Here is a 20376-nt window from a genome sequence, read left to right as displayed (position 1 = left end):
TACCTCCGTCCAGGACCTCGGTGGGGCCGCCGTCGGGCGGACGGCTACTCGATGCCGTCGGCCCGGCGCTCGGCGACCGTGCGGGCCGCCTCGCGCGCGGCGCGCAGGTTCCGGGCGCGGCGTCCGCCCTTGGGGGCGGGGCCGGACGGGTCGCGCAGCATGTCGGAGTCGACCAGCTCGTGGCGGGTCAGGTAGGTGTTGGCGACGGCCTGGATGGTGGCGGCGATCGGCAGCGCGAGGAACGCCCCGAGCGCGCCGAACACCGCGCCGAACGCGAGGACGACGACGAAGCTCACGGCGGGGTTCATCTCCAGCGCGCGGGCGGACACCTTGGGGGAGAAGTACAGGTTCTCGAGCTGCTGGTAGGCGATGATGAACGCCAGCACGGCGACCGCCTGCGGCACCCCCTGGGACGTGAGCGCGACGGCGACGGGCAGGGCACCGCCGATGTAGGTGCCGATCGTGGGGATGAACTGCGAGACGATGCCGGTGAACAGCGCCAGCGGCAGCGCGTACGGCGTGCCCACGATCACCAGGAACACCGCCGTGAAGGCCGCGGACAGCGCCGCGAGCACCACGCGCGAGCTGATGAAGTCCGACACCTTCACCTGCGTGATCTCCCACAGGCGCAGCACCTCGGTCTGGCGGCTGGGGCTCAGCCACCGGCACACGGCGGCCCGGAACTGCGGGCCGGCAGCCATCAGGTAGTAGGTGACCAGCCCGATCGTCAGCGAGGCGAACACGGCGCCGACCACCGTGGTCCCGATCGCCAGGGTGCCCGTGGCGACGTCGGTGCCGTACTCGGCGAGGAGCTGTTCGAGCAGGTCGTCGGACGCCGGCAGGTCGACGTCGAAGCTCGCCTCGATGCTCTCGCTGATGCGCACGTACAGGCCGGGCAGGTTCCCCACGAGCTGCACGAGCTGCTGGACGAACAGGTTGCCGAACATCGCCAGCACCACGATCGCGACGATCACCGACCCGAAGAACGCCGTGCCCGCGGCGACGCCGCGGCGCCAGCCGTGCCGCACCAGCCAGACGACGATCGGTTCCAGGGCCAGCGCGATGAAGAACGCGATGAGCAGGTAGACGAAGACGGTGTTGAGCTGCTGGATCGCGCCCCACACCCAGGCGGCCGCGAAGACGGCGACAGCGCCCATGACGAGCACGCGCGGAACCCAGCGCGGGGGCCGCTTGGAGTCGTGCAGCACCGGGCGTCCGCCGTCGTCGCCGGCCGGGGGCGGGCTGGTCGCCGTGGCGCCGTCGTCGAGGTCGCCGTCGTGATCGGCCATGACCGCACCGTATTGCGCGGCCGTGCCACTGTCGCGTCGCCGCACCCCGGCGAGCCTCCCGCGGCGCTGTGGGCGCACTTCGCGCGCTCCGAGATCACCTCAAAAGGTGCACAGCGGGCCAAGAACTGCGCCCACAGCGGGGTGGGCTACGGCACGGCGTCCAGGTCCTCCGCGTCGACGATGCGGTAGGCGTACCCCTGTTCGGCCAGGAACCGCTGACGGTGCGCCGCGAAGTCCTGGTCCACGGTGTCCCGCGCGACGACGGCGTAGAAGTGCGCCGTCCGCCCGTCCTGCTTGGGGCGCATCACCCGACCCAGGCGCTGCGCCTCCTCCTGCCGGGACCCGAACGACCCCGAGACCTGCACCGCCACCGACGCCTCGGGCAGGTCGATCGAGAAGTTCGCGACCTTGGAGACCACGAGCCGCGAGATCTCCCCGGAACGGAACGCCGAGAACAGCCGCTGGCGCTCGCGGACCGTCGTCGACCCGGTGATCAGCGGCGCGTCGAGGTGCGCGGCGAGCTCCTCGAGCTGGTCGATGTACTGGCCGATCACCAGCACCTGGTCGTCGGTGTGGTCGGCGACGATCCGCTCCACGACCCGGTTCTTGCCCGGCGCGCAGGCGGCGAGCCGGTACTTGTCCTCCGGCTCGGCGGTCGCGTAGACCATGCGCTCGTGCTCGGGCAGGGTGAGGCGCACCTCGACGCAGTCGGCGGGCGCGATGTAGCCCTGCGCCTCGATGTCCTTCCACGGCGCGTCGTACCGCTTGGGCCCGATCAGCGAGAACACCTCGTCCTCGCGGCCGTCCTCGCGCACCAGCGTGGCCGTCAGGCCGAGCCGACGGCGCGCCTGCAGGTCCGCCGTCATGCGGAAGATCGGGGCGGGCAGCAGGTGGACCTCGTCGTAGACGATGAGGCCCCAGTCGCGGGCGTCGAGCAGCTCCAGGTGGGAGTAGACGCCCTTCCGCTTGGTGGTCAGCACCTGGTACGTCGCGATGGTGACGGGGCGGATCTCCTTGCGGGAACCCGAGTACTCGCCGATCTCGTCCTCCGTCAGGGAGGTGCGGCGCACCAGCTCGTCGCGCCACTGGCGGGCGCTGACCGTGTTGGTGACCAGGATGAGCGTGGTGGTCTTGGACTCGGCCATCGCGCCCGCACCGACGATCGTCTTGCCGGCACCGCAGGGCAGCACCACGACGCCGGATCCGCCGTGGAAGAACCCGTCCACGGCCTGCTGCTGGTAGGGCCGCGGCGTCCAGTCGGCGGCCTCCTCGCCCGGGTAGACGGGGTTCGTGGTGGGGCGCAGGTCGATGGCGTGCGCCTCGCCGTCGACGTACCCGGCGAGGTCCTCGGCCGGCCACCCCAGCTTGACCAGGGCCTGCTTGAGGTTGCCGCGCTCGGACGGGTGCACGACGACGGAGCTGTCGTCGATCCGGTCGCCCACCAGGCCCTTGGTCCGCTTGGACTTGAGCACCTCGGCCAGCACGGCGGCGTCGGTGGACTCCAGCACCAGCCCGTGGGTGGGGTGCGAGTGCAGGGTGAGTCGGCCGTAGCGGCCCATCGTCTCGGCGACGTCGACCAGCAGCGCGTGCGGCACCGGGTAGCGCGAGTGCTCGATGAGGGTGTCCACGACCTGCTCGGCGTCGTGCCCGGCCGCGCGGGCGTTCCACAGGCCGAGGTTCGTCAGCCGGTAGGTGTGGATGTGCTCGGGGGCGCGCTCGAGCTCGGCGAACGACGCGATCGCGCGCCGCGCCTCCTCGGCACGGGGGTGGTCGACCTCCAGCAGGATCGACTTGTCGCTCTGGACGATGAGGGAGCCGTCGGGCATGCGTGTCCTTCCGCGGGGCGGACGCCGGGCAGACGTCCAGGATGCCAACGCCGCGGACCCCTGTCGTGTTCCGCGCGGACGCGCATGCCCTCCCTCGACCGTTGTGGGCGCACGTCGTGTGGTCCTCGACCAGGAGGAAAGCCGCATATCGGGCCACGAAGTGCGCCCACAACGGTCGAGGGAGGGGGTCAGTCGGTGGGTTCCACCGCCGCGATGCGGTGCACCGCGATGGTCAGCTCCGCCTCCCGGTCGGCGTCCAGCGCGCGCAGCCGCCCGCCGTCGAGCTTGAGCGGCTTGAGCTCGCGCCGCTCCAGCGCCCCGGCGCCGCCGACCATCTCCACCCAGACCGATCTCCCGTCGCGCAGCGCCTCGGTCAGCTCGGCCAGCGCGTCGCCGGGCTCCGGCCGCACGACGGCGGCACCCGCCGTGCCCGGCCCCGAGCGTCCCGCAGCGCCCCGGCCGTCCGGGGTGCCGTCGTCGGACGCGCCGCCCCCCGAGCCCCCCGTGCCGCCCCGCATTCGGGCGACCAGCTCGGCGCGCGCCTCGTCCGTCGTCGTCCGCACGGCACCGGACCCGCTGCGCCGCGACCACCGGCCGCGGTCCAACCGGTCCGGCCGCCGCAACCGACCGAGCGCCCGCCCGTCCGGACCCTCGAGCGCGGACAGCAGACCCCGTTCACGCAGCAGCTGGTGGAGCTCCGACGCCGGCACGGCCGCCGCCAGGACCGTCGGGGTCAGCCGCACCAGCCCCCACGACGCCAGCGCCGGGTCCTCGGCCAGTCCCGCCAGCACCGTCGGGTCGGCCGCCCGCACGTACGACTGCGCGGCCCCCACTCGCAGTGCCTCGTGCCGGCGCGCGGTGTCCTTGACCAGGTACTCCAGCGGCTGCGGCACGGGCACGGGGGAGCGGGACGCCAGCTCGGACAGCAGGTCCTCGCCGGCGCGGCCGTGGTCCAGCGCACGGGTGACCGAGGCGGTCGTGAACCGCACCGTCGTCGCCGCACCCCGCGACTCCACGTCCGCGGCCTGGTCGATGAGTCGCGCCAGCTCCCGCGACGGCCGGCCCGGGACGATCCCCGTCAGGTCGCCCTGGAGCAGGATCTCCGGCACCTCGGCGGGCAGCACCTGCCGCAGGGCGTCTGCGAGCGCCTCCGGGTCGGGGTCCGCGGTGAGCGCCCGTCCCGGCGCCGACAGCGCCCCCGCACCGGTGACCCCGAGCAGCGCCGCCTCGCGCAGCAGCCCGGCGACGGCGGCGTCCGGGGGCACCGCGCGCGGTGAGTGCCAGCGCAGCACCGTGGCCACGTCGTCGACCCCGAGCGCGGCGCCCGGCTGCGCGGCCAGGGTCTCGAGCACCTGGTCGCGCAGCCGCGGCACCCACGGCTTGTTGAGGTCGGGCGCCAGCGGTGCGCGCACGGCGCCCTTCTCGTCGCGGGACCCCACCTGCCAGGCGGTCCGCCGCGACGTCGACCACGCGAGGGCCAGGGCGGCCCAGCGGTCTGCGTCGTCCGAACCCTCCCAGACGTCCGCCGCGACCGTGGGCCGGTAGGTGGCGGGGCTGTCGCCGTCGTCGGCGACGAGGCCGGCGCTCGCGGCGATCTCGAGGACGACGGCCGCGGTGGGTTCGTCGCACTCGAGGAGCTGGGCGGTGCGTCGCAGGTCGCGCACCCCGAGGCCGCCGGCGCGCAGCACGGCCGGCGGGGTGTCGTCCCAGGCGGTGATCAGGCGGGCGACGCGGCGGACCAGGTCGAGCGCGGCGGCCGCGGCCTCGGCGTCGGTGCTGGGGTCGGGGACCTCGCGGGCGTCGGGCCGCGGTGGGTCGAGGTCGGGTGCCTGGTGGGTGCGGCCTTCGCGCAGCGCGAGGCCGACGGGGCGGGGGAGCAGCACGTGCCGTGATCCGGAGCGGTGCAGGAGCCCGTCGTCGACGAGCGCGTCGACGGCGCGGCGGGCGTCCGTGCCGGCGGCGGGGACGACGCCGACGGGCGGGCCCCAGGTGAGCGCGTCGAGGACGTGGCGTGCGGCGGGTCCGAGGTGGTCGAGACGGGTGAGGTCCGGGCCGTCGGCGACCGCCGGTCCGAGCCCGGCGGGGTAGGGCCCGAGCACCTCGTCGAGCCCGGGGGCGGGGTGGATGCCGGTCTCGTCGTCCCACACGAGCGCTGCGGCGCGCAGCCGGTCCAGGACTTGCGCGATGGCGGACCCCGACTCGGGCGCGCCGATCGCGGCGGCGAGCCGTTCGAGCGTGACCGGGGGGCCGCCGTCGGACAGCGCGAGGAGCGACTCGAGGATCTGCAGCCGCCCGGCGTCGAGGTGGGCGACGGCCCGGTCGAGGCTGGTGCGGCTGCCGGCGCGCGCGGCGAAGGAGCGCAGGGTGGAGGGCGCGGGGGTGCCGAGGTCGGGGCGGGCGCGCAGCAGCGTCACGAGCTCGTCGTCGGAGCGCGAACGTACCCACTCGGTGAACGTGGCGGCCATCGGATCGATGCTACGCCCCGGCGCTGACCCGGGGGCTCAGCCGGCGGCGGTGGCGCGGCAGACCTCCGCCCACGGCGTCGGCGTGATGCCGAAGCGCTCCCGCGCTGCGGCGTCGTCGAGCACGTAGGGCCGCTTGAACTGGTAGATGAGCTGACGCAGCTCGCGCAGCAGCGGGGAGAAGGCCGCGACGGCGGCCAGGGCGGGTCCGCGCAGCCCGACGGTGCGCACGGGTGGGTGTCCGATGGCGGCGAGCACGTCCGCGAGGCCGCGTGCCTGGGTGACCGGCGGGTTCGACGGCACGTGCCAGGTGCGGCCGTGCGCGCCCGGGTCGGCGGCGGCCGCGACGAGGGTGCGGGCGACGTCGCGCACGTCGGTGAACGTGTGCGGCTGGTCGGTGCGGCCCATCATCACGGCGGTTCGGCCCCGCAGCGCGGCCGGGATTACGCGGGACAGGTGCCCGTTCTGCCCGACGCCGGGGCCGACGTAGTCCGAGCCGCGCACCTCGACGGCCCGCACCCGGCCCTCGCGGTGCGCGGCGAGCGCGTCGGCCCACATCCGGGCGCGCAGCCTCCCCTTGTGGTCGGTGGCGGCGTCGGGCAGGTCCTCGGTCATGGGCCGGTCGACGGGGCCGTAGGGGTAGAGGTTGCCGGTGATGGCGTAGACGGCGCCGAGGCGTTCGGCGGTGGTGAGCAGCGAGGCGGCGAGCGGCGGCCAGACGGTGTCCCAGCGGGTGTAGTCGGTGGGGTTGGCGCAGTTGTAGAGCACGTCGGCGGGAGGGACGACGGCGCTCAGCACGTCGGGGTCGGAGGCGTCGGCGGCGACGTGGCGGACGCCGGGGACGCCGGTGTCGCGGCCGGAGCGGGTCACGACGGTGACGTCGTGGCCGTCGGCGGCGAGGAGGTCTGTGACGGCACGCCCGACGGGTCCGGCGCCGACGACGAGGTGATGGGCCATGATCGATGCTCCTTTCAGAGAGCGGTGCTCTCAGTATCGGTGTGCCCACTCTGGCACCAGACGCGGTGCAGCACAAGAGCGGTGCTCTCGAAACATCGGCGCGAGCCATGCACAGCGCGACGTCGCACGCAACGATCCCCGGGGTGAATCAGGGGGTGAAAACCGCGAGATCTCGCGGCTGAGAGCACGGGTGAAAGCGCGGGTGAAAGGCGTGCCGAAGGTACTGTCGAAGCGATTCGGCACTCCTAACATCGGGAAGGTCAACCGACTCACGAGGGAGTCCGAACGTGTCGATCGCCGAGGTGCGGGCCCAGACCCGCAGCGCGCTGGCAGCAGTACGTGCCCAGCGCCTGCGCGAGGTCCGCGACACCTTCGGAGCGGGTCGGTGGCAGACCTCCTACCGCCGTCGGCTCATGGCCACCGACGCCGCCGTCGCGCTCCTCGCCGTCCTCGTGGCCGCGGTGCTGCGGGACGGCCCCTACGTGCTGACGGCGTCCGGCGTCCAGGTCCACCAGCTCGCGATCCTCGTGCTCGTCGTCGCGGCATGGCCGGTCTCCGTCGCGCTCAGCCGCGGCTACGACCCCCGCGTGTTCGCCTCCGGCCCCCAGGAGTTCCAGCGCGTCTTCGACGCCACCTGGCGACTCTTCGCCGCCCTGGCCCTCGTCTCGTTCCTGTTCGCCTGGCCCGGCCTGCGCGAGATCCTCCTGATCGCGTTCCCCGTGGGACTCGTGCTGCTCCTGGTCGGGCGGTGGTCGTGGCGCCGGTTCCTCATCCGGCGGCGCGGGCAGGGCGACTGCACGACGTCGGTGCTCGCCATCGGGCTGCGCGACCAGGCCGAACGACTCATCCACGAGCTCAACGACCGCCCCTCCGGCTACCGCGTCGTCGGCGTCTGCGTGCCCACGGGCACCATCCACCCCGGCGAGACGATCCTGGGCGTGCCCGTCCTCGGCGACCTCGACGGCGCGGCCACGATCGCGAGCCAGACCCGCGCCCAGTGCGTGGCGGTCTCCGGGTCGGACTGCATCACCGCCGACGTCGTGCGCCGCCTGGGCTGGGAGCTCGAGCCCATCGGGGTGGACCTGATGCTGACGGCCGAGCTCGCCGACGTCGCCGGCCCCCGCATCACCATCACCCCCGAGCAGTCGGTGTCGCTGCTGCACGTCGACGCCCCGCGGTTCGCCGGCCCCAAGTACGTGGCCAAGACCGCCATGGACTGGACGCTGACGGTGCTGGTGACGCTCGCCGTGCTGCCGGTCATGGTGGTCACCGCCCTGCTGGTGGGTCTGACGAGCACCGGTCCGGTGTTCTACACCCAGCACCGGGTCGGCCGCGGCGGGCGCACGTTCCCCATGCTGAAGTTCCGCACCATGCGGGTCGGCGCGGACCGTGAGCAGGAGGTGCTGGCCGGCCAGAACGACGGCGACGGCGTCCTGTTCAAGCGCCGCGACGACCCGCGCGTCACGGCGGTCGGCAAGCACCTGCGCCGCTACTCCCTGGACGAGCTGCCCCAGCTGTTCAACGTGCTCGCCGGGCAGATGTCGCTCGTCGGTCCGCGCCCGCCGCTGCCGCAGGAGGTCTCCCGCTACGAGGCGCGGATGCGGCGCCGGCTCCTGGTCAAGCCCGGGATCACCGGGCTGTGGCAGGTGGGTGGCCGTTCCGACCTGCCGTGGGAGGAGGCCGTGCGGCTCGACGTGTACTACGCGGAGAACTGGACGCCGTTCGGCGACGTGCTGATCCTGGCCCGCACCGCCCAGGCGGTGCTCCGGGGCAGCGGCGCCTACTAGCGGGCGTCCGCCCAGCGGGCCCCGGGCTGACAGGTGTCCGGCGCTCACCGCGGCGAGCGCCGACCCGTTTCGCGATCACCGCTCTGCCGTGCAAGGGTGTCCGAATGACCGCCCGCACCGCCCGTGAACGCGCCCGCGAGAGCATCACCCGCGAGATCCTCGACGCCGCCCGCGCCCGGCTGGCCGCCGACGGTCCGGCCGCGTTGTCGCTGCGGGCGGTCGCCCGGGACGTGGGCATGGTCTCCTCGGCGGTCTACCGGTACTTCCCGAGCCGCGACGCGCTCCTGACCCGGCTGCTGGTGGAGTGCTACGACGAGCTGGGCGACGTCGTCGAGCACGCCGAGACCGAGGCGCCGCGTGCCGATCACGCCGCCCGCTGGCTCGCGACGTGCCGGGCGGCCCGGCAGTGGTGCGTCACGCATCCCGGGGAGTTCGCCCTGCTGTACGGCACGCCGGTGCCGGGGTACGCGGCCCCGCAGGACACGATCGAGCCGGCGATCCGCGTGGTGCTGCTGCTGGCCCGCATCGCCGCCGAGGCGCAGGGGGAGGCCGCACCGGTGGTCTCGGAGGTGGCGCCGCTCGTCGCCGGGGCGCGGGACGTCGTCGTGCAGCGCGGGTGGCCCGAACCGCCGCCGGAGGTGGTGGCGCGGGTGCTGATGGCGTGGACGGGGCTGTTCGGCACGGTCTCGTTCGAGCTGTTCGGGCACCTGAACAACGCGGTGAGCGACCCCGCGGACTGGTTCGACGCCGTCGTCGCCCGTCTCGGCGCCGACGCCGGCATCCGGCCCGCCGCCACCCCCTGACGGCGAGACGGATGCGACGCCGGGGCCCGCGCCCCGGTACTCTGGGTCACTGCCCCGATCACCCCGATCGAGCGGCCGAGAGAACGACGAGCACGAAGAGGTTCAGGTGCCCACCGGCAAGGTCAAGTGGTACGACGCCGATCGCGGCTTCGGATTCATCGCCGACGACGACGGCGGTGAGGTCTTCCTGCACGCCTCCGCGCTGCCGACCGACGAGCAGGCCCCCAAGCCGGGCGCGCGCGTCGAGTTCGGTGTGGCCGACGGACGGCGTGGCCCGTCGGCGCTCTCGGTGCGGCTGCTCGACCCCAAGCCGTCGGTCGTCCGTGCCAAGCGGAAGGCGCCGTCGGAGATGGCGGGGATCGTCGAGGACCTGATCCGTGTCCTCGACCGCACGGGCGACCAGCTCAAGCGCGGCAAGTATCCGGAGGGCGACGCCGGCCGGCGGATCGCCACGATGCTGCGCGCGGTCGCCGACAACCTCGATTCCTGATTGCGAGAGTGCACATGGCTTCGGCACCTGCCAAGGCGCGCCGCGTGAGCTCGCGCGCCCGCAACGACGCCGTCCTGCTGGGCGCCGTCGAGCTGGCGCGCGCCGCGGCGCAGGACGTCGCCGGGTCGCCGGACGACGTCGGTGAGCACCTGGGCACGCTGGCGGAGGGTGAGCGGCTGATGTCGCACCGCTTCGCCGCGGCGATGAAGGGCTATCACGGCTGGCACTGGACGGTGACGCTGGCCCGGGTGCCGCGCGGCCGGACGGCGACGGTGTGCGAGGTCGAGCTGCTGCCCGGGGACGACGCGATCCTGGCGCCGGAGTGGGTGCCGTGGTCGGAGCGGCTGCGTCCGGGGGACGTGCGCCCGGGGGACACGTTGCCGTTCCGCCCGGACGACCCGCGCCTGGAGCCGGGCTGGACGCCGTCGGGCGACGAGGAGCAGGACGAGGTCGCGATCGACGAGCTGGCGCTGGCCCGCCAGCGGGTGCTGTCCCCGCAGGGCCGCGACGAGGCCGCCGAGCGCTGGTACCGCGGCTCGCAGGGGCCGACGTCGCGCGGGGCGGTCGCCTCGGACTCCGAGTGCTCGACGTGCGGGTTCCTGGTGCCGTTGCAGGGGCCGCTGGGTCAGCTGTTCGCGGTGTGCGCCAACGAGTGGTCGCCCGACGACGGCAAGGTGGTGTCGCTGGACCACGGCTGCGGGGCGCACTCGGAGACGGACGTGCGCCGTCGGCGCAGCGAGTGGCCGGCGAACGACCCGCTGATCGACGAGTCGACGATCGAGCCGGTGGATCTGCCGGCGGGTCGTCCTGAGCAGACGGACGGTGACCCGGACGAGTGACGGACGACGTCTTCGGGACCGCCGCGCTGCGGCAGGGGGTTGCGGAGGCGTGGCTCGGGTCCGCCACACGCTTCCGTGAGGATGCGAACTCCGAGGAGGATCACGCCCGCGGCCACTACCGCGACCGCGTGGTGGTCGAGCTGTTGCAGAACGCCTCGGACGCCGCGGTGCGCGCCGCCGCCCCGGGTTCCGCTCCTGAGGGGCGCGTGCACCTGACGCTCGATGCCGCGCGGCGGGTGCTGCGCGTGTCGAACACGGGCGCGTCGCTGGACGCGGACGGGGTGGCGTCGTTGGCGTCGTTGCGCGCCTCGGCGAAGGACGACGAGGGCCAGGTGGGCCGGTTCGGCGTGGGGTTCGCGGCGGTGCGCGCGGTGTCCGACGACGTCACGGTGCGTTCGCGCACGGGTGGCGTGCGGTTCTCGCTGGACCAGACGCGCGACCTGGTGGACGGGTTGACGGCGCGGCCGGACGCGGTGCGGCTGGCGGGTGACGTCGTCGGGCGCGGCGACGACCTGCCGGTGCTGCGGCTGCCGTTCGCGGTGCCGCCGCTGGACGCCGAGGGCCCGTGGGACACGGTGGTGGAGCTGGTGCTGCGCGACGACGCGGCGGTGCGGGCGGTGGACGCGCAGGTGGCGCAGGTGGACGAGGTGCTGCTGCTGGCGTTCCCGGGGATCGCGGACCTGTCGTTGTCCGTGGCCCCGTCCGACGCCCTCCCTGACGCTGTGGGCGCAGAACGTGGGGTCGAGAACCGGGACGAAAGGCTCATCTCGGGCCAGAAGTCGCGCCCGCAACGGACGGTGGGGGGCCGGTTCACGGACGCCGAGCTCGCCGACCTGCCGCGGGAGCACCGCCGCGCCGGGTGGTCGCTCACGTGGGCGTTGGTGCCCGACGGCGGCACCCCGGAGGGCGCGCCCCGCCTGCGCCGGGTGCTGCACGCCCCGACCCCGACCGACATCCGCGTCGACCTGCCCGCGGCGCTGATCGCGACGTTCCCGGTGGAGGCCGGTCGTCGGCACGTGCTGCCCGGCCCGGCGACCGACCGGCTCGCCGCCGAGGCCGGCCGCGCGTACGCCGAGCTCGTGGGTGATGTCGCCGCGCAGCGCTACCGCTCGGGCGGCACCACCGGCACCACCGGCTCCACCGGCGCCAGCGACACCACCGGCGCCACCAGCACCACCGACCGAGCCCCCGGGCACGCCACCGGGATCGAACCGCTGGACCTGGTCCCGACCGGGCTGCCGGCGTCGGACCTGGACGCCGCGATCCGCGGGGCCGCCGTCGAGGCCCTGCGCGCCACGCCGGTGCTCCCGGCCCCCGGCGAGTCCGACACCCACCTGACGGCTCCGGCGGACGCGCTGGTGATCGCCGGGTCGGCGGGGGAGGACCGCGAGCTGGTCGCCGCGCTGGCCACGGTGCTCCCGGGGCTGGTCGCGGTGCCGGTCCGCCACCAGGCCACGGTCCGGACGCTGGGTGCCACCGTGGCGCCGCTCGCGGACCTGGTCGACGACCTGCCGGCCGGTGTGCCCACCGACCGCTGGCACGGCGTCCTGAGCGCCCTGGCACCGCACGCCGACGAGCCGGGGGTGCTCGAGGCGCTCTCGGGCGTCCGGGTGCCGCTGGCCGACGGTCGGATGGCCGGGGTGCGGGGCGCCGTCGTGCTGCCGGAGGGGTCGGTGGACGACGGCGACGAGGCGTCCCTGGCGGCCACGGCCCGCGTGCTGGGGCTGCGGGTGGTGCACCCGGACGTGGCGCACCCGCTGCTGGTGCGCGCGGGTGCCGTGGTCACCGACGCCCAGCGCATGCTGCACGACCCGGAGGTCCGGCGCGCCGCCCTCGAGGCCGCCGAGGCGGTGCTGGACGGCGACGCGGACGACGGCGAGCAGGAGATCGTGGACTCGGCGCTCGCGCTGGTGCGCCTCACCGGGGGTGTGGACGCCCCGTTCTGGACGGGCGAGCTGCCGGTGCCGACGGCGTCGGGGGAGATGGCGGCGCTGCGCGAGGCGACGCTGCCCGGCACGTGGGCGGCGGAGGTGCTCGACGGCCTGGACCCTGTCGACGTGGAGTACGTGGCCCGGTACGGGGCGCCGGTGCTGGCCTCGGCGGGCGCCCGCACGGATCCGGACGTGTACACGGTGCGCGACGTCGTCACCCCGGAGGCGGACGAGTCGGACGCCGGTCTGGACGGCGGCGGCCCGGACGACCCGGCGGGCTGGCTCTCGGGCTGGTCGGACTACCTGCGGCTGCTGGCGGTCCGGTTCGGTGCGGGGGTCGCGCTCGGTGACCTGGAGGCCGTGGCCGACCTGGACGCGGTGGGTGACGCGGCATGGGACGATGTGCTCGCCCACCTCGCGGTGGACCCGGTGATCCGCCAGGCGCTGCTCACGCCGGTGCGGCGCGGACGCGTTAGCGCGCCGTCGTACACGGCGTGGTGGCTGCGCGAGCGGCTCGGCGCCCCCTTCGCCCTGCACGACGGCGTCCCCCTGCTGCCGCCGGCACCGCGTGCGGTGGCGGGGCTCGACGCCGCGACCCGGCGGGCGCTCGGCGGCGCGGACTCGCTCGGCGACCTGGACGCCACGGACTGGCCGGCGGCGCTGGACCGGCTGCCGGACGTGGGCTCGGCGCTGCCGCTGCGGGACGCGCTCGTGGTGTGGCGGGGACTGGCGAACCTGGCGAGCCGGCTCGACTCGGCGGACCGCTCGGCGGCGCTGGACCCGCTGCCCGACCGGTTGCCCGCGCTGGACGCGAGCTCCGTCGTCGTGCAGCGCGCCGACGACGTCGAGGTGGCCGGCACGGCACGCTGGGCGGCGCTCGGTGCGGTCATCCCGGCGCCCGCCGGGGATGCGGAGGCGCTGGCCGAGCTGCTGGATCTTCCTCTGGCCGGCCAGGACGGGCTGCCCGCCCCGGACCTGCTGGGTGACGAGCGCGAGCTCGAGCCGCGGGTGGCCGGGCTCGACCACCGGCTGCCGCGCGTCTGGTACTTCCACGAGCGGTTGTCCGTGGCCGGACGGCCGGTGCCGTGGTGGGTGGACTCGGCGGGGCGCGTGCACGCGACGTCTTCGGCGGGCCTGGCCTCCGGGTTGGCGGACCGTCTCGGGCGTCCGGACCGGGTGGCGCTGCTGGCGGCGGTGCTCGCGGAGCCGGAGCGGGCGGTCGCGCTGTGGGCGACGACGGCGTGGGGCTGAGCGGCTGATCAGTCGTCGCGGTGGCGCCGGGCCCAGGGGAGCCCCAGCAGCCCGAGGGCGATGCCGGCCCCGCAGGTCGCCACGAACTCCACGGACCCGCTCGCGAACAGCAGCAGCGAGGTCGCGACCAGCAGGGCGACGACCCAGACGGCGATCCCGAGCCAGATGACGCGCGTCAGGTCGGCGTGCGGCGGCGGAGGCGCCGGTCGGCGCTGCTCGGGGTGGAGCAGCAGCGTGAGCACGGAGGGCACAGGACGATCGTACGGTTCGTCGACCGCATCGGCTGACTGCTGCGAGTGGAGGACCGCAGCGTCGGCTAACTCTCCGAAGGCAACGGCTGGCCACCTACGTCCTGCTGCCATACTCCGTGACGTGCACCTTTGCTACGTCGATGACTCTGGGGACTCCAAGAACGGCACAACTCTCAGCGCGTTGATGGTGCCGGTGGAACGGTGGAGCGGTTTGCTGGAGTCGTGGTTGCAGGGACGCCGGGACATCCATCGCCAGTTCGGCGTCGGCAAGAACACGGAGCTGCACGCCAACCTGTTGTACAAGGGGCGGGGTCGCTTCTGCGAGTCGAGCACGGAGGAGCGACGCTTCGGCACGCGTCAGCGCGCCGCGACCGGGCGAATCATGCTGAACAGTCTCGCTCGCGTTCCAGGGTGGCAGGCCGTCACGATCGCGAGCCCGGAAGTCCGCAAGCCTCGTCTGTACGCCCAGTTCGTCGCCTGGCTCGAGGACTGGGCCGAGGCGTGTGACGACCACCTGTTGGTCTTCTACGACGGGAAGCAGGGTGCGCACGCGGGACAGGGGGAGCCGGATGCGACCGAGCTCTCAGAGATGTGGGAGTCCGCGGTGCGGAACGCGGCGCCGTTTCGGCGCGCTCACCGAGATCTGGACATCGCGACACGGCGGGTCGTCGAGGACGTCGTCATGCAGGACAGCAGGTACAGCCAGTTCATCCAGGCGGCCGACCTCATCGCATATGGCGCGTACCACCGTCACCGACAGGAGCGGCCCGACATCTGGGGCGAGGGAAAGGTCGTGGCCGACGCGATACGCGCGTACATGCGGCTGAAGAACCACTGGTACCGCGGTGACGACGCCCGGGACGGCATCGTCTGGCTGCCTGAGTAACGCAAGAACCCCCGGCCGTGGCCGGGGGTCCGCGAGGTGCAGGACCCCGTGGATGGACTCGCAGCCCATATGGGGCCCTGCCAATGCCAGATTAACACGATGCAGCCGCGTCGTACCGGGGTCGGCTGTACTCAGCAACGACGACGGCGGGACGTCCGGGCGTGGCCACCGTCACGGCCCCGCCGGGAGGACGAACTGGACCAAAACGTCCGCCCGTCTCCCGAGTTCCTTCACACCTCTGGCACGATTGCTGCCATGGCGAACCAGACCACCGTGCCCTCGTCCGGGCAGAGCGGCCTCGACCGCTTCTTCAAGATCACCGAACGAGGCTCGACCGTGGGGCGCGAGATCCGTGGCGGCATCGTCACGTTCTTCGCGATGAGCTACATCATCGTCCTGAACCCGCTGATCATCGGCACGGTGCCGGACGGCACCGGCCAGGTGCTGGGTGGTGGCGCGGAGGCGACGCCGGACTCGCTGGGCATGGTCGCTGCGGCGACGGCCCTGGTGGCGGGTGTGGTCACGATCCTCATGGGCGTGTTCGCGAACTTCCCGATCGCGTTGGCGGCGGGTCTGGGTCTGAACGCGGTGGTGGCGTACTCGATCGCGGGGCTGCCGGACGTGACGTGGGCCGACGCGATGGGTCTGGTGGTCATCGAGGGCCTGATCATCCTGGTGCTGGTGCTGACCGGGTTCCGCGAGGCGGTGTTCAACGCGGTGCCGCTGGAGCTGAAGACGGCGATCAGCGTGGGTATCGGCATGTTCATCGCGCTGATCGGGTTCGTGAACGCCGGGTTCGTGGTGCAGGGCGAGGGCACGGCGTTGGCTCTCGGCAACCTGGGCACGTGGCCGATCCTGGTGTTCGTCGTCGGGCTGCTGCTGGTGATCGCGTTGTTCGTGCGCAAGGTGCGCGGGGCGATGCTGATCGGCATCCTGACCGCGACGATCCTGGCGGTGGTCCTCGAGAACACGCTGAGCATCGGCAGCAAGGCGGGTGGCAACCCGAACGGCTTCAACCTGAACGCCCCCACGTGGGACGGCGTCGTGCAGATCCCGGACCTGGGCCTGCTGGGTCAGTTCTCGCTGCTGGGCTCGTTCGAGAGCATCGCGGCGGTCACAGTGCTGCTGCTGGTGTTCTCGCTGCTCATCGCGGACTTCTTCGACACGATGGGCACGATGGTGGCCGTGGGTGCCGAGGCGAACCTGCTGGACGAGAAGGGCAATCCGCCGAAGACGCGCGCGATCCTGGTGGTGGACTCGTTGGCCGCGATGTTCGGCGGCATGGGGTCGGTGTCCTCGAACACGGCGTTCGTGGAGTCGACGTCGGGTGTGGGCGACGGCGCGCGCACGGGTCTGGCGTCGGTGACGACGGGTGTGGCGTTCCTGCTGGCGACGTTCCTGTCCCCGCTGGTGGCGCTGGTGCCGTACGAGGCGGCCGCGCCGGCGCTGGTGTTCGTGGGCTACCTGATGATGATGCAGGTCGCGAACATCTCGTGGAAGAACGTGGAGATCGCGATCCCGGCGTTCCTGACGATCGTGATCATGCCGTTCACGTACTCGATCGCGGACGGCATCGGTGCGGGCTTCCTGGCGTTCGTGGTCATCAAGCTGGCCCTGGGCAAGGTGCGGCAGATCCACCCGCTGATGTGGATCGCGTCGCTGCTGTTCGTCGTCTACTTCCTCCTGGAGCCGATCGAGCAGGCGTTCGGCCTCTGAATCGCGCCAGCGGGTCGGGAATCTGTCCGGAAGGTCAACTTTTCACCCGGAATAGCCGTTCAACTGTTGGTCGGTGGGTGCTTCGGGCACCAAGGACGTCGTAGACTCCGCTGCGGCTGACGCGCCACTGGAAGGGGGATTCCATGGGCTCGCGACCGGACGGGTATGTCCGTACTGCCCGCACCGCGTTGTGGCACTTTCGCGACGGCGGAATCGCCCAGGTGCGCGAGTTCCTCCGGCGCCGTTCGGCACTGGGTCCGCAGCGGCGCGGTGGCGCCCGGCTCACCACGCAGGGTGGCCTGGTCTACGACGCGTGGACGACGGCGGAGCGCCCGCCCGCACGGGACCTGCGGGTCGGGGTGGTGCTGGACGACTTCTCCCGCATGGCGTTCGGGCCGGAGTGGCAGCAGGTGCTGCTGAAGCCGTCGTCGTGGGTGGAGCAGCTCGACGGCCTGGACCTGGTGTTCGTGGAGTCGGCGTGGGCCGGTAACGGCGGTGCCTGGCGGTACCACCTGACTGGTCCGACGGCGCCGCGCCCGGCCGTGACGGAGATGTTGGCCGCGTGCCATGAGCGGGGGATCCCGACGGTCTTCTGGAACAAGGAGGATCCGGTCCACTTCGACGACTTCGTGGACACCGCGCGGCTCTTCGACCGCGTGTACACCACGGACGTCAACCGGCTGCGCGCCTACCGCGAGGCTCTCGGCCACGACCGGGTGGGGGTGCTGGAGTTCGCCGCGCAGCCCGCGATCCACAACCCGGTGCGCGCCGACGGCGCCGGCCCGGAGCGTGACGTCGCGTTCGCGGGCACCTGGTTCGCCCACAAGTACCCCGAGCGCCGCGAACAGATGCACACGCTGCTCGGTGGCGCCCTGGACGCCTCGCCGAAGATGGCCCTGGGGCTGGAGATCTTCAGCCGGTTCGCCGGGCAGGACGAGCGGTACGAGTTCCCGGAGCCGTACGCCTCCCGTGTGGTGGGGTCGCTGCCGTACGAGCAGATGCTCACCGCGTACCGCGACTACAAGGTGTTCCTCAACGTGAACTCGGTGGTGGACTCGCCGAGCATGTGCGCGCGGCGCATCTTCGAGATCACCGCCTGTGGCACGCCCGTGGTCACCACGCCGAGCGCCGCGACCGGGGAGTTCTTCCCTGGTGACGAGGTCTTCTCCGTCTCGACGCGGGACGAGGCCACCAACACTGTCCGCGCGCTGGTGCGCTCACCCGAGCTGCGCGACCGTGCCGTGCACCTCGGCCAGCGCCGCATCTGGCGCGAGCACACGTACGGCGCCCGGGCGCAGCGCGTGCTGCACGACGCCGGACTGGCGAGTTCCGCCGTCGTCCCGCGGCCGAGCGTCACCACCCTGGTGTCCACGAACCGTCCGCACCAGCTCGACCACGTGCTGGCGTCCGTGGGCTCGCAGGAGGGCGTGGACGTCCAGCTCGCGCTGCTGACCCACGGGTTCACGGTGGACGACGAGGAGCTGCGGCTGCGGGCCAAGCGCGCCGGCATCGACGACGTGGTGCTGCTGACCGCAGACGCCGACGTGCCGCTGGGTGCCTGTCTGAACCGGCTGGTTGACGTCGCCGAGGGGGACGTGGTCGCCAAGATGGACGACGACGACCTGTACGGGGCGCAGTACCTCAGTGACCAGCTGGACGCGCTCGCCTTCTCGGGTGCCGACGTCGTGGGCAAGCAGGCCCACTACATGCATGTCGAGTCGCAGGACGCGACGCTGCTGCGGTTCGCCGACCGGGAGCACCGGTTCACGGACTTCGTCATGGGGCCCACGATCGTGGCGCGCCGCGACCTGGCGCACCGGGTGCGGTTCACCGCGACGTCGACGGGGGAGGACACCGGGTTCCTGCGTGCCGCCGTCGACGCGGGTGCCCGCGTGTACTCCGCCGACCGCTTCAACTTCATCCAGGTGCGCTCCGGACAGGGGCGGCACACCTGGACCATTTCCGATGCCGAGCTGCTCGCCACGGGCGACGTGGCGTTCTACGGGCGTGCCGAGTCGCACGCGATGATCTGAGAAGGAAGAACACATGGAGATCAGCACCGTCGGTGTGGTCGGCCTGGGCTACATCGGCCTGCCGACCGCTGCCATCCTCGCGTCCAAGGACGTCAAGGTGACGGGGGTCGACGTCAACCCCCTCACTGTCGAGGCGATCAACCGGGGCGACGTACCGTTCGTCGAGCCGGACCTGGCCACCTACGTCGGTGGAGCGGTCCAGCATGGAACGCTGCGTGCGACCGCGACCCCCGAGCCAGCGGACGCGTTCATCATCGCAGTGCCGACGCCGTTCCAGGATGGCTACGAGCCCGACCTGTCGTACATCCAGGCGGCTGCCGAAGCAGTCGCCCCTCAGCTCAGTGGTGGCGAGCTGCTGATTCTCGAGTCGACGTCGCCTCCCGGTGCGACGCAGAAGATGGCTGACTGGATTCTGGCGGCACGTCCGGACCTGAGCCTCGACGGATCGGAAGGCCGCCCTGTCATCCACGTGGCGCACTGCCCGGAGCGAGTGCTCCCGGGGCGCGTCATGATCGAACTGGTCACGAACGACCGTATCGTCGGTGGGCTCACGCCGGATGCTGCGCAGTACGCCAAGGACCTCTACGCCGTCTTCTGCCAGGGCGAGATCCTCCTGACCGACGCGGTCACGGCGGAGATGGCCAAGCTGGTCGAGAACTCGTTCCGTGACGTGAACATTGCCTTCGCCAACGAGCTGTCGCTGATCTCGGACAAGCTCGGGATCGACGTCTGGGAGCTCATCCGACTCGCGAACCACCACCCGCGAGTGAACATCCTGCAGCCCGGGCCGGGTGTGGGCGGCCACTGCATCGCCGTGGATCCGTGGTTCATCGTGAACGCCGACCCCGAGCAGGCGCGCCTCATCCGGACCGCGCGCGAGGTCAACGACAGCAAGCCCCAGCGGGTCATCGAGCAAGTCGAGAAGGCCGTGGATGGTATCGAGGCGCCAAAGATCGCCGCTCTCGGACTGGCGTTCAAGGCCGACATCGATGACCTGCGTGAGTCGCCTGCGCGGCGGATCGTCGCCGACCTCGCGAACCGGCTGTCGCACGCCGAAGTTGTCGTCGTCGAGCCGCACATTGACAAACTGCCATCCGAAATGGTTTCTGTTCCGAACTTGAGTCTCGGCAGCCTTGAATCCGCGATCGACGCGGCCGACGTTGTCGTAGTTCTAGTAGACCACAGCGATTTCAAGAAGGTGACGTTCAATCACCTGAAAGGGAAGGTCGTAGTCGACACGAAGGGTCTCTGGCAGTAATCCGCTGAAGAACGATGTCGCTTGAGGCGTGATCGTGTACGGGCGAAGTAGGGAGAACGGACCAAATGACTGGCTATCGGAAGCAAATAATACTAGCCCTGCTCGCCGCACTCATGTGCATAGTTCTGAACGTGGTGAGCGTTGTCGCGGGATACTCTGAGACGAACGCGGCCTTGGCCGCTAACCTGACGGTAGCGGGTACAACGCTCGTACTTCTAGTAGCAGGCTTATCCGCAATGTTGAAGTTCCGAAGTGACTCGAGAATCCGTGCAACCCGGATTTCGAACATAGAACGCCGAGTAGCGGCCCTGGCCGACGCTACCTCTGCCCACAAGGGCGCGCTGGACAAAGTCACCGGTGTAACGGCTGAACTGAAATCCCAGGAGAGCAGGATTGCACAGGGCGGACGAACCAATCGGACTCCTCAGGCGAGCCCGACAAGTGGTTCACATGAAATCACTGACTCGTTAGTCTTGTTGGGCCGCAGACAAGGGCTGGATATCCCTAGTTTCCTATCTATAAACCAGGCAGCCGAGCGCGTACAGGTAGCCGTCGATTCGGGCAAAGTTTTCGACGCGGTGCCGTTCTTGGAATCCT

Annotated in this window: 14 protein-coding genes; 9 read left to right on the top strand and 5 right to left on the bottom strand. The window is 72.2% G+C overall.

Annotation, left to right across the window (positions count from 1 at the left end):
* Positions 1–44: 44 nt before the first annotated feature.
* The 4 genes from HDG68_RS02165 to HDG68_RS02150 form a co-directional block, all read right to left on the bottom strand.
* Positions 45–1289 carry an AI-2E family transporter gene (locus HDG68_RS02165; RefSeq protein ID WP_246253426.1) on the bottom strand — a complete coding sequence of 415 codons (1245 nt, stop codon included), beginning with the start codon at positions 1287–1289 and terminating at the stop codon, positions 45–47.
* Positions 1290–1435: 146 nt separating this feature from the next.
* Positions 1436–3115 carry a DNA repair helicase XPB gene (locus tag HDG68_RS02160; RefSeq protein ID WP_172148790.1) on the bottom strand — a complete coding sequence of 560 codons (1680 nt, stop codon included), beginning with the start codon at positions 3113–3115 and terminating at the stop codon, positions 1436–1438.
* A gap of 188 nt (positions 3116–3303) precedes the next feature.
* Positions 3304–5580 (bottom strand): helicase-associated domain-containing protein, encoded by a 2277-nt coding sequence (locus tag HDG68_RS02155; RefSeq protein WP_172148789.1) that lies wholly within the window; start codon positions 5578–5580, stop codon positions 3304–3306.
* A 36-nt stretch (positions 5581–5616) separates the two neighbouring features.
* Positions 5617–6534, bottom strand: coding sequence for an NAD-dependent epimerase/dehydratase family protein (locus tag HDG68_RS02150; RefSeq protein WP_216647876.1), 918 nt, complete (start codon positions 6532–6534; stop codon positions 5617–5619).
* A 287-nt stretch (positions 6535–6821) separates the two neighbouring features.
* On the opposite strand from HDG68_RS02150, the gene HDG68_RS02145 reads away from it, so the two are divergent.
* The 5 genes from HDG68_RS02145 to HDG68_RS02125 all read left to right on the top strand — a co-directional run bounded on the left by HDG68_RS02145 (position 6822) and on the right by HDG68_RS02125 (position 13635).
* Entirely contained in the window at positions 6822–8321 is a 1500-nt protein-coding gene (locus tag HDG68_RS02145; protein WP_343037386.1) for a sugar transferase, read from the top strand.
* 104 nt (positions 8322–8425) lie between these two features.
* Positions 8426–9124 carry a TetR/AcrR family transcriptional regulator gene (locus HDG68_RS02140; protein ID WP_172148788.1) on the top strand — a complete coding sequence of 233 codons (699 nt, stop codon included), beginning with the start codon at positions 8426–8428 and terminating at the stop codon, positions 9122–9124.
* A 106-nt stretch (positions 9125–9230) separates the two neighbouring features.
* Positions 9231–9614: a cold shock domain-containing protein gene (locus HDG68_RS02135; RefSeq protein ID WP_172148787.1), complete on the top strand. Its 384-nt coding sequence runs from the start codon at positions 9231–9233 to the stop codon at positions 9612–9614.
* 14 nt (positions 9615–9628) lie between these two features.
* Positions 9629–10453, top strand: coding sequence for a DUF3027 domain-containing protein (locus HDG68_RS02130; protein WP_172148786.1), 825 nt, complete (start codon positions 9629–9631; stop codon positions 10451–10453).
* On the top strand, positions 10450–13635 hold the full coding sequence (locus HDG68_RS02125) for a sacsin N-terminal ATP-binding-like domain-containing protein (protein WP_172148785.1): 3186 nt from the start codon (positions 10450–10452) through the stop codon (positions 13633–13635). The genes HDG68_RS02130 and HDG68_RS02125 overlap by 4 nt, the downstream gene beginning before the upstream one ends.
* An 8-nt stretch (positions 13636–13643) precedes the next feature.
* Here HDG68_RS02125 and HDG68_RS17300 read toward each other — a convergent pair whose 3' ends face one another.
* Complete coding sequence (locus HDG68_RS17300; RefSeq protein ID WP_172148783.1) at positions 13644–13886, bottom strand: DUF2530 domain-containing protein; 243 nt, start codon at positions 13884–13886, stop codon at positions 13644–13646.
* Positions 13887–14007: 121 nt separating this feature from the next.
* On the opposite strand from HDG68_RS17300, the gene HDG68_RS02115 reads away from it, so the two are divergent.
* The 4 genes from HDG68_RS02115 (at position 14008) to wecC (ending at position 19779) form a co-directional block, all read left to right on the top strand.
* The gene (locus tag HDG68_RS02115) at positions 14008–14772 is read left to right on the top strand and encodes a DUF3800 domain-containing protein (RefSeq protein ID WP_216647875.1); all 765 of its coding nucleotides are present in this window, start codon (positions 14008–14010) and stop codon (positions 14770–14772) included.
* A gap of 255 nt (positions 14773–15027) precedes the next feature.
* Positions 15028–16488, top strand: a complete 1461-nt coding sequence (locus HDG68_RS02110; RefSeq protein WP_172148779.1) for an NCS2 family permease — start codon at positions 15028–15030, stop codon at positions 16486–16488.
* Between the two features lie 221 nt (positions 16489–16709).
* Positions 16710–18521: a glycosyltransferase family protein gene (locus tag HDG68_RS02105; RefSeq protein WP_343037385.1), complete on the top strand. Its 1812-nt coding sequence runs from the start codon at positions 16710–16712 to the stop codon at positions 18519–18521.
* A 13-nt stretch (positions 18522–18534) separates the two neighbouring features.
* On the top strand, positions 18535–19779 hold the full coding sequence (gene wecC, locus HDG68_RS02100; protein ID WP_172148775.1) for a UDP-N-acetyl-D-mannosamine dehydrogenase: 1245 nt from the start codon (positions 18535–18537) through the stop codon (positions 19777–19779).
* Positions 19780–20376: the final 597 nt, after the last annotated feature.

Origin of the sequence: Isoptericola chiayiensis, from assembly GCF_013149805.1 — a bacterium.
GTDB lineage: Bacteria > Actinomycetota > Actinomycetes > Actinomycetales > Cellulomonadaceae > Isoptericola > Isoptericola chiayiensis.
The sequence above is the reverse complement of the archived record's forward strand: the minus strand, read 5'-3'. Positions and strand labels throughout refer to the sequence as shown.

Excerpts from the sequence above, each read along its gene's own strand:
- HDG68_RS02165 (WP_246253426.1), bottom strand. The coding sequence starts at position 1,289 with ATGGCCGATCACGACGGCGACCTCGACGACGGCGCCACGGCGACCAGC.
- HDG68_RS02160 (WP_172148790.1), bottom strand. The coding sequence starts at position 3,115 with ATGCCCGACGGCTCCCTCATCGTCCAGAGCGACAAGTCGATCCTGCTG.
- HDG68_RS02155 (WP_172148789.1), bottom strand. The coding sequence starts at position 5,580 with ATGGCCGCCACGTTCACCGAGTGGGTACGTTCGCGCTCCGACGACGAG.
- HDG68_RS02150 (WP_216647876.1), bottom strand. The coding sequence starts at position 6,534 with ATGGCCCATCACCTCGTCGTCGGCGCCGGACCCGTCGGGCGTGCCGTC.
- HDG68_RS02140 (WP_172148788.1), top strand. The coding sequence starts at position 8,426 with ATGACCGCCCGCACCGCCCGTGAACGCGCCCGCGAGAGCATCACCCGC.
- HDG68_RS02130 (WP_172148786.1), top strand. The coding sequence starts at position 9,629 with ATGGCTTCGGCACCTGCCAAGGCGCGCCGCGTGAGCTCGCGCGCCCGC.
- HDG68_RS02110 (WP_172148779.1), top strand. The coding sequence starts at position 15,028 with ATGGCGAACCAGACCACCGTGCCCTCGTCCGGGCAGAGCGGCCTCGAC.
- wecC (WP_172148775.1), top strand. The coding sequence starts at position 18,535 with ATGGAGATCAGCACCGTCGGTGTGGTCGGCCTGGGCTACATCGGCCTG.